Raw genomic sequence first — 8,962 nt, forward strand, 5'->3', positions numbered from 1 at the left:
GTCGTGAGCGCCTTACGGTCACCGCCGCGGGTGGCGAGCGCCTTACGGTCACCGCCGCAGGTCGTGAACGCCTTACGGTCGCCGCCGCGGGTGGCGAGCGCCTTACGGTCACCGCCGCAGGTCGTGAACGCCTTACGGTCACCGCCGCGGGTGGCGAGCGCCTTACGGCTGCCACCGTGGTGGGCCCGGGCGCGCTGCCGCGCCTCGGCAACCCGCCGCTCCTCACCAGGCTGCCGCGCACGCTCATCCGCGTGCCGTTCACCCTCGGCTACACGCTCGTCCTCATCGGCACCGGGCTCTACGCCCGTCTCGGCGACCCCGGCACCGTGCACGATCTGCTCGCGGACTCCAGCACCGATGTGTCCCACCTCTCCCAGCGCCCGCTGCTGACCCTGCTGGTCAGCGCGTTGTGGGCGGTGGGCGGGATCACCTCCCCCTACCTGGTCGTCTTCCCCCTGGTGCTCGGCGCGCTGGAGCGGCGCGTCGGCGGGGTGCGGACCGCCGGGGTGTTCCTGCTGGGCCATGTGCTGGCGACGCTGCTCACCGAGCTTCCGGTGGCCGCCTCCGTCGCCGTCGGGCATCTCCCGGTCAGCTCGCTGCGCCGCCTCGACTACGGGGTCAGCTATGGCCTGATCGCCTGCGCCGCCGCGCTCGCCGGGCTGCTGATGCCCCGGCCGCGCTGGGCGCTGCTCGGCGGAATCGGCCTCGCGCTCGTCGCTGGAAGCCTTGTCGACTTCGATCCGCTCACCGAGTGGGGGCATGGGCTCGCCCTGCTGATCGGCGCCGTCTGCTGGCGGTATGTCCGGCGAAACGCCAGGTGGCGGCCGTCCTCGAAGAGCGGCGACGCCGCCGAGGGCGGCTTCGCTCACAGCGAACGAGCGTCCGGGAACACTTGAGGCCCCTCCGTGCATTGAGTGGGCATTGATTATTTGAGTCTCACCGACTCAAGTTGCCTGCCGAAGGGGAGATCATGGCTTCGCTGTCCACACCGCTCACCCTGCCCGTACTGCCTCTGGACGACGAGGTCGTGCTGCCCGGCATGGTGGTACCGCTGGACCTTTCCGATACCGAGGTACGCGCCGCGGTGGAGGCCGCCCAGGCCGCCGCACGCTCCAGTGGGAGCGGCAGCGGCAAGCCGAGGGTGCTGCTGGTGCCGCGCGTCGACGGCACCTACGCGGGCATCGGCACGCTCGGCACCATCGAGCAGGTGGGCCGGCTCTCCGACGGCGACCCCGGCGCGCTGATCCGCGGTGTGCGCCGCGTCCGCATCGGGGCCGGGACCACCGGGCCCGGGGCGGCCCTGTGGGTGGAGGGGACCACGGTCGAGGAGATCGTGCCCGACCCGCTGCCCGGTGCCGTCACCGAACTGATCAAGGAATACAAGGCGCTGGCCACGAGCTGGCTGCGCAAGCGCGGCGCCTGGCAGGTCGTGGACCGGGTGGAGCAGATCGACGATGTCGCGCAGCTCGCCGACAACTCCGGCTACTCGCCCTTCCTGAGCGTGGCCCAGCGCGTCGAGCTGCTGGAGACCACCGACCCGGTCGCCCGGCTGAAGCTCGCCGTCACCTGGCTGAGCGACCACCTCGCCGAGCAGGACGTCGCCGAGTCGATCGCCAAGGACGTCCAGGAGGGCGTCGACAAGCAGCAGCGCGAATTCCTGCTGCGGCGCCAGCTCGAAGCCGTCCGTAAGGAGCTCGCCGAGCTGAACGGCGACCCTGAGGACGAGTCCGGTGACTACCGGGCCCGGGTCGAGTCCGCCGAGCTGCCGGAGAAGGTGCGCGAGGCGGCCCTCAAGGAGGTCGACAAGCTGGAGCGGTCCAGCGACCAGAGCCCCGAGGGCAGTTGGATCCGCACCTGGCTGGACACCGTCCTGGAGCTGCCCTGGAACGAGCGCACCGAGGACGCGTACGACATCCAGGGCGCCAAGGCCGTGCTCGACGCCGACCACGCGGGCCTGGAGGACGTCAAGGAGCGGATCACCGAGTACCTGGCGGTGCGCAAGCGCCGCGCCGACCGGGGCCTGGGTGTCGTCGGCGGCCGCCGCGGCGGCGCGGTGCTCGCCCTGGTGGGCCCGCCCGGCGTCGGCAAGACCAGCCTGGGCGAGAGCGTCGCCCGCGCGATGGGGCGCAAGTTCGTCCGGGTCGCGCTCGGCGGCGTCCGCGACGAGGCGGAGATCCGCGGCCACCGGCGCACCTACGTGGGCGCGCTGCCCGGCCGCGTCGTCCGGGCCATCAAGGAGGCGGGCTCCATGAACCCCGTCGTCCTCCTGGACGAGATCGACAAGGTGGGCTCCGACTTCCGCGGCGACCCGGCCGCGGCCCTGCTGGAGGTCCTGGACCCGGCCCAGAACCACACCTTCCGCGACCACTACCTGGAGGTCGAACTCGACCTGAGCGACGTGGTCTTCCTCGTCACCGCCAACGTCCTGGAGGCCATCCCGGAAGCCCTCCTGGACCGCATGGAGCTGGTGCGCCTGGACGGCTACACCGAGGACGAGAAGGTCACCATCGCCCGTGACCACCTGCTGCCCCGGCAGTTGGAGCGGGCCGGTCTGGAGCCGGGCGAGGTCACGGTGGCGGACGAGGCGCTGCGCAAGCTGGCGGGCGAGTACACCCGCGAGGCGGGCGTACGGACCCTGGAGCGCTCCATCGCCCGGCTGCTGCGCAAGGTCGCGGCCCAGCACGAGCTCGGCGAGCGCGAACTCCCCTTCACCGTCGATGTGGCGGAGCTGCGCCCGCTGATCGGCCGGCCGCACCACACCCCCGAGTCCGCCCAGGACCCGGCCGAGCGCCGCACCGCCGTCCCCGGTGTGGCGACCGGGCTCGCGGTCACGGGCGCGGGCGGTGACGTGCTGTTCGTGGAGGCGTCGCTGGCCGACCCGGAGACCGGCGGCGCGGGGCTGAACCTCACCGGTCAGCTCGGCGACGTCATGAAGGAGTCCGCCCAGATCGCGCTCTCCTTCCTGCGTTCCCGCGGCGCGGAACTGGAGCTGCCGGTCGGCGACCTGAAGGAGCGCGGCGTCCACCTCCACGTCCCGGCGGGCGCGGTCCCCAAGGACGGCCCGAGCGCGGGCGTCACCATGACCACCGCCCTGGCCTCGCTGCTCTCCGGCCGCCAGGTGCGCCCGGACGTGGCGATGACGGGCGAGGTCTCCCTGACCGGGCGGGTGCTGCCCATCGGCGGCGTCAAGCAGAAGCTGCTGGCGGCGCACCGGGCCGGGGTGACCACCGTGATCATCCCCAAGCGCAACGAGCCCGACCTGGACGACGTCCCCGCCGAGGTCCTGGACAAGCTCGACGTCCACCCGGTCTCGGATGTCCGCCGAGTCCTGGAGCTGGCCCTCGAGCCCGCCCGCGCGGCGGCGACCCCCGAGGTTCCGGCAGCGGCGTGACGGACGCTGCCGGTGGCGCAGTGGCCCGGGATCCCGTATCGAACGGGATTCCGGGCCGCGCGTGACCTGTCGGCCGTGCGTATCGTTGGACTGACCGGCCGCGTGCGTTCGGTGTGCGGCGGGGAGGAAACGCGCGGTGACGATTGAACTCACGCAAACCGATCAACTTGATTACTTGTTCGATTGGTTGGAGCGGAGTCAGGTCCCTGAGGGATACAAGACGGAGATTGTCGATGGTGTAGTCGTCATGTGGCCACAGCGTGACACCCACTGGGACATCACGATCAACATCGTTGGGCAACTCAAAGAGCGATACCCGCTCAAGTGCCTGTTGTCCGACGTCCGTGTCGACTATCCCGGCGGCCTCAACGGCTTCGCGACCGACGTGACGGCGGTCGCAAAGTGCGCGACCAGGAACTCCAAGGGGCTCCGGCGTTGGCAGGATGTCGAGTTCGTCGCTGAGGTGATCTCGAAAGGCACTGCGGCAAACGACTACGGCCCGAAGAAGGCGGCGTACGCGACCGCCGAGGTCCCCGTCTATTTGATCGCCGACCCGTATACCGGCCAGTGCCACCTCTTCACCCAGCCGAAGGACGGCGACTACCTCACCACGCTGACGGTGCCCTTCGGCACCAAACTCGACCTGACGAACACCGTCGTCGACCTGACGCTCAAGACCGACGAGTTCCCCCGCGACTGACCCGCCCCCCGCTGCCTGGTTCTCACAGGGCCAGGCGGCGCGCCCCGCGCTCCGGCACGCTGAGCCGCATGAAGGTCATCGTGATCGGAGCGACAGGAACCATCGGGCGTGCCGTGGCGGACGCCCTCGAAGGCCGGCATGAGGTTGTACGGGCCTCCCGCACCAGCGCCGCCGGCGCCGTGCGCGTCGATATGGCCGACCTCGCCACCCTCGACCACCTCTTCGCGACCGTCCAGGACATCGACGCCGTCGTCTGCTGCGCCGCCTCCGGTGCGCTGACCCCGCTCGGCGGGGACGCCTCGGACGAGGAGTTCACCACCGGTCTGGACGCCAAGCTGGTGGGCCAGGTCGCCCTCGTGCGCCGGGCCCTCCACCACCTTCGCGACGGCGGGTCCATCACCCTCACCAGTGGGGTCTTCGAGAAGCCCACCCCTGGCGGTGCCTTCGGCGCGCTGGTGAACGCGGGGCTCGACGCCTTCGTCCGGGCCGCCGCGACCGAGATGGAGCGCGGGCTGCGGGTGAACGCGATCTGCCCCGGATGGGTGCGGGAAACCCTGGAGAAGCTGGGCATGGACCCCGCCGAGGGGACCCCGGTGGAAACCGTGGCCCAGGCGTATGCGCAGGTCGTCGAGGGGGCGGCGCAGGGGCGGGTGATCGTGCCCGGCCGCGGCTGACCCGGGCCCGGGGCCGGATCCGTTGGCAGCCAGACAGGTCTGTCTGGCAGATCACCGGGATGCGTTAAAGGGCCCGGCCGCACCCATGAGGTGGAGCGTCCACCCATGAGGTGCGGCCGGGCCCTTCGCGTACGTACGAGAGCCGGACGCCGCGTACGAAGGCCGCGAGCGCTACACCCGCGCCGGGCACGCCTCCGCGACCAGCGACCGCGCCGCCTCCTGGGCCGCCTCCGCGCACTCCGGCCTCGGCTCCAGCGCCGCCGCGGCCATCGTCCCGTCCACGAGCACGGAGATCTGGAGGCCGAGCCGCTCGGGGTCGGCGGCCCCGGCCTCCCGGGCCAGCTCGGTCAGCCAGGCCCGTACGGCGCGCTTGTGCTCGGCGGTCACGGCGTGCGTGGCGGTGCCCGGCTCGGTCTCGCCCGCGGTCCTGGTGAACGCGCAGCCACGGAAGCCGTCCCGCTCGGTCGTCGCGATCAGTGCGTCGAAGACTCCGACGAGACGGTCCCGGGGATCGGCGCCCGCCGCCTCGGCGGCCTGCCGCAGCGACCCGCGCCAGTGCTGGTCCGACCGGTGCAGATAGGCGAGGACCAGATCGTCCTTGGCTTGGCCGTAGGACGACCGACGCCCTCCAGCGTGCAGACAGACCTGTCCGTACACCGGAGGGCGGACGCGCCGGATGTGGGGGGTGAGGAGGCGCGGGCTCAGCCGTTGGCGAGCGCCTGGAGCCGGTCCATGGCGCCGTTGAACTTGTTGTGGTCGCCGACCGTCGGGCCGGACGAGGTGTACTGCCAGATGGTGTGGAAGCCCCAGCCCGCCGGAAGCTCGCCGACGGACGAGCCGTAGCGCGGAATCCACAGGGGGTTGACGCCACCGAAGGCGGCGGAGTTGCCCGTGCAGCTCTTCCACCAGCTCGTGGAGGTGTAGATCACCGGGTCGCGGCCGGTGCGCGCCTTGTAGGTGCTGTTGAACGACTTGATCCAGTTGACCATCGCGCTGGCGCTCAGCCCGTAGCAGCTCGCGCCGTAGGGGTTGTACTCCATGTCGAGCGCGCCCGGCAGTGTCTTGCCGTCCTTGGTCCAGCCGCCGCCGTGGTCCACGAAGTAGTTGGCCTGTGCGGCGCCGGTCGAGTTGTTCGGCAGGGCGAAGTGGTACGCGCCGCGGATCATGCCGACGTTGTATGAGCCGTTGTACTGCTGGGCGAAGTTCGGATTGGTGTAGCTCGTGCCCTCGGTGGCCTTGACGTAGGCGAACCGGACCCCGCTGCTCCACAGCGTCGCCCAGTTGACATTGCCCTGATGGCTGCTGACGTCCACGCCCTCGACGGTGGCGAGCAGCCCCGTGGGCGCCTCGCCGGCCGTGGATCCGCCCTCGTGCTTGAGTATCTGCGACCCCGCCCAGTCGTCCTCGGGGTGGGGGATGGCCTTGTCGCCCCGGCCCTGCGCGGCGAACGCCGCACCGGGCAGTGCGATGGTCATGGCGAGGAGAGCGGCGAGGATTCCGATCAGCGCGCTGAGGGCGCGTCGGGCCGAACCAGGTCTGTGCACGAGCATGGCGTTGCCTCCGAAGCCTCGGTGGGGGGAGAAGGACGTCCGATTGGTATGACCATGTCAGGAGCGACGCTACGGGCGTAGATAGGTCGACGGAAGGGGAAGGGTGTGATGCCGTTGGTCTAATCCTGCGAAATACTGGTGGAGCTGCGGTAACAACCGCGCGTGGTAGAAACTTTCACGAAGTGAAAACCCGGAGAGGGCTCTGACGTGCACAACAACGGGGCATTGCCACCCGAGCAGGGCGCGGGTGGCACCGTGGGCGGCATTGGTGTGGACCATGCATTCCTGGCTCTGGAGCGCGAATTGGCGGTTTTCCTCCGCAGGGCCCGTGCCGCTTCGGGGGAATTGGCCCGGGAGGTCCACCCGGAGCTCGAATCCGCCGCCTATGGGCTGCTGATGCGGCTGGAGGACGCGGGTCCGCAGCGCGCCACCGACCTCGCGGGCTTCGTGGGCGTCGGAAAGGCCACGATGAGCCGTCAGCTCCGCGCCCTTGAGGGGCTCGGCCTGGTGACGCGGACGCCCGATCCGGCGGACGGCCGGGCCTTCCTGGTGGAGTTGACCGAGGAGGGCCGCAGCCGCTTCAGCGCCGTACGGGTCGCCCGGCGGGCGCGGTACGCCCGCCGCCTCGCCGCGTGGGAGCGCAACGAGGTCGCCGAACTCGCCAGACTGCTGCACCGGTTGAACGCGGAGCAGGAGGCCGAGGACCCCGGTCAGGCGGCGCGGGCGGCGCAGGAGGCCGGGGATTCCGGTCAGGCGGCGCGGGCGGCGCGGGAGTAGGGCGCTCATACCCGCCAGGATCGGCGACCCCCGCGCATCCGGCGACGCGGACGTGGCAACCGCGCTACCCCGACCAACCCGGCAGCCCGGCGGGGGCGTCCCCGCCGGTCAGGGCTCCACGAAGACCACGGCCGCGTCGTCGTGGGTCTTGCCCCGCGGAAACGCCGTACCGTCCGGATCGGCGTGCTCGATCGCCCGCACCCGGTCGATCAGCGCCTGCGGGCCCTCCTTGCGCAGCAGCGCGAAGCAGTCGGCCCAGTCGCCCTCGCCGAACCGCTCCACCCAGCGGGTCGCCCCGTCGGTGAGCGCCGCCAGCGCCCGTACCTCGCCGCGCGGGAACTCCCCGGTGACGGCCTTGTCGGAGACCGCGGGGTCGGCGGCGGCGGTGAAGAAGCCGCCCTCCGCGTTGCGCAGCGGGGCGAGCCGCTTGCCCTCGGCCCGCAGCCGGTCGATCCGGTCGTCCAGTACCGGAGTCACTCCGCCATGGGCCGACTCGATGAGCAACACGGAGTCGGAGAGCACCAGATACTCGATCCGCTCGGCGTCCCAGCGCGCCGCGACGGCGGTTGCCTGCGGAGTGAGATGGTGAGAAAGGTCACACGTTGAACTATGTGATGCGGCGGTTCGGGCGATCGCCCCGGAGAGGCACTGTGTCAGGGGCATATCCCGTCGCGAACCGGACAGTTCGAGCAGCGATCCGCCGAGTCGCGCGGTGAACCAGCTCACGCTGTGTACGCATCCGTCGTCGCCCGCGGGCGGGGTCACCCCGTCCAGGACCACCAGCGCGCCGCCGCTCCCCGAGGCCGGAAGGGCTATCGATGCGTAGTCCTCGTTGGGATATTGCTGATCGCCGGGGGCGGTCGCGAGTTCGATGCGCATTCCCTCAGTCTGCCGGACCGCCGTTGACCACCGCCGCCGTGGTGACCTGGCCGGGTGTTGGTCCGTACCAAATCTCGCGCCGGTTTCCCGGCTGCCTGATTGGGGAGGGATTGACACTTCTGGGAAGCTGCGGGTGGGCATCTTGTCAGGGCGGTGAGGTCTTTACCAATCCGCGTAAGGTGGCGGGAGGGTATGGCCGCGAGCCAAAGTTGGTGGTCAACTACCCAATGCGGTTCACTCGTTCGGGTGGCCGGGTGGGTGATGCATGCCCGCCCCAGACCCGTCCTGAAAGGGTCGGAATCCCTACCAGAGGTGGGGAAACACAATTGTTGATCCGTCGTCACCTCTGGTTCACAGAGCGGTCGGGCGAGAATGGATTGTGAGCACCGGTGCGGAAGAAGCGGCTTCGGGGCACCACGCGCGATGCGGTAAGCGAGCCACGTCAGGACGAGGCGGCGCCGCGACGGCACACCGCACGCGTCCGTCGTCGGCTGACCACGTCGGTCGCCCTCGTCTCCGTCGCCGTCCTCGGGGCCGGGGCTCCCGCCGTCCTGCTCGCCCTCGATGACACCACCGACGCCCAGCGGCTCGTCGACCTCGCGGAGACCAACCGCGGCGCGGTGACCCTCGCCCACGCCCTCGCCGACGAGCGCGACGCCATGACGCGGTACGTCGCCGACGGGCGCACCACCGCCTCCGGCCACGGGGTCTCCGAGGAGACGCGGTCCCGGGTCGACCGCCGCGTCCGGGAGGTGCGGGGGCAGGTCCCGGCCTCGGTCCGGCGGCTCCTGGACGCCCTGCCCGAAGTGCGGCAGCAGGCGCTGACCGGCAAGGGCTCGGCCCTCGACGTCTTCACCTCGTACACCCGGACCGTCCAGGCGCTGAACGGGATCACCGACACCCTGGCCCGCCGGCTCCCCGCCGGCGCCGAGTCCGGCGCCACCGCCGCGCTGGCCCCGCTCGGCCGCGCGGTCGAGGAGGCGTCCGCCAC

Annotated in this window: 9 protein-coding genes; 6 read left to right on the forward strand and 3 right to left on the reverse strand. The window is 71.2% G+C overall.

What is annotated here, in order from left to right; genetic code table 11:
• From KN815_RS42570 to KN815_RS42585, 4 genes are all read left to right on the forward strand, one after another.
• On the forward strand, positions 1 to 896 hold an 896-nt coding region (locus KN815_RS42570), incomplete at its 5' end, for a rhomboid-like protein (protein ID WP_253209594.1).
• A 74-nt stretch (positions 897 to 970) separates the two neighbouring features.
• Positions 971 to 3,391: an endopeptidase La gene (gene lon / locus KN815_RS42575; RefSeq protein ID WP_216347129.1), complete on the forward strand. Its 2,421-nt coding sequence runs from the start codon at positions 971 to 973 to the stop codon at positions 3,389 to 3,391.
• 136 nt (positions 3,392 to 3,527) lie between these two features.
• The gene (locus tag KN815_RS42580; protein ID WP_253209595.1) at positions 3,528 to 4,091 is read left to right on the forward strand and encodes a Uma2 family endonuclease; all 564 of its coding nucleotides are present in this window, start codon (positions 3,528 to 3,530) and stop codon (positions 4,089 to 4,091) included.
• A 68-nt stretch (positions 4,092 to 4,159) separates the two neighbouring features.
• On the forward strand, positions 4,160 to 4,765 hold the full coding sequence (locus KN815_RS42585) for a short chain dehydrogenase (RefSeq protein ID WP_216347130.1): 606 nt from the start codon (positions 4,160 to 4,162) through the stop codon (positions 4,763 to 4,765).
• A gap of 171 nt (positions 4,766 to 4,936) precedes the next feature.
• On the opposite strand, the gene KN815_RS42590 is transcribed toward KN815_RS42585, so the two are convergent.
• Both KN815_RS42590 and KN815_RS42595 read right to left on the reverse strand, forming a co-directional pair.
• Positions 4,937 to 5,422 carry a TetR/AcrR family transcriptional regulator gene (locus KN815_RS42590; protein WP_253209596.1) on the reverse strand — a complete coding sequence of 162 codons (486 nt, stop codon included), beginning with the start codon at positions 5,420 to 5,422 and terminating at the stop codon, positions 4,937 to 4,939.
• Positions 5,423 to 5,466: 44 nt separating this feature from the next.
• Positions 5,467 to 6,315, reverse strand: coding sequence for a lysozyme (locus KN815_RS42595; protein WP_216347131.1), 849 nt, complete (start codon positions 6,313 to 6,315; stop codon positions 5,467 to 5,469).
• 207 nt (positions 6,316 to 6,522) lie between these two features.
• Between KN815_RS42595 and KN815_RS42600 the strand changes: the two genes are divergently transcribed.
• Positions 6,523 to 7,092, forward strand: coding sequence for a MarR family winged helix-turn-helix transcriptional regulator (locus tag KN815_RS42600; RefSeq protein ID WP_216347132.1), 570 nt, complete (start codon positions 6,523 to 6,525; stop codon positions 7,090 to 7,092).
• Positions 7,093 to 7,200: 108 nt separating this feature from the next.
• Here the strand turns inward: KN815_RS42600 and KN815_RS42605 are convergent, their stop codons facing one another.
• The gene (locus tag KN815_RS42605; RefSeq protein ID WP_216347133.1) at positions 7,201 to 7,971 is read right to left on the reverse strand and encodes a hypothetical protein; all 771 of its coding nucleotides are present in this window, start codon (positions 7,969 to 7,971) and stop codon (positions 7,201 to 7,203) included.
• Positions 7,972 to 8,360: 389 nt separating this feature from the next.
• Here KN815_RS42605 and KN815_RS42610 point away from each other — a divergent pair.
• Positions 8,361 to 8,962, forward strand: a 602-nt coding sequence (locus tag KN815_RS42610; protein ID WP_216347134.1) for a nitrate- and nitrite sensing domain-containing protein, incomplete at its 3' end; no start/stop codon positions are given.

It is taken from the genome of Streptomyces niphimycinicus (assembly GCF_018883605.1).
Classification (GTDB): Bacteria; Actinomycetota; Actinomycetes; order Streptomycetales; family Streptomycetaceae; genus Streptomyces; species Streptomyces niphimycinicus.

Bases quoted from the DNA above. Each gene is read 5' to 3' on its own strand.
- lon (WP_216347129.1), top strand. From the start codon at position 971: ATGGCTTCGCTGTCCACACCGCTCACCCTGCCCGTACTGCCTCTGGAC.
- KN815_RS42585 (WP_216347130.1), top strand. From the start codon at position 4,160: ATGAAGGTCATCGTGATCGGAGCGACAGGAACCATCGGGCGTGCCGTG.
- KN815_RS42595 (WP_216347131.1), bottom strand. From the start codon at position 6,315: ATGCTCGTGCACAGACCTGGTTCGGCCCGACGCGCCCTCAGCGCGCTG.
- KN815_RS42605 (WP_216347133.1), bottom strand. From the start codon at position 7,971: ATGCGCATCGAACTCGCGACCGCCCCCGGCGATCAGCAATATCCCAAC.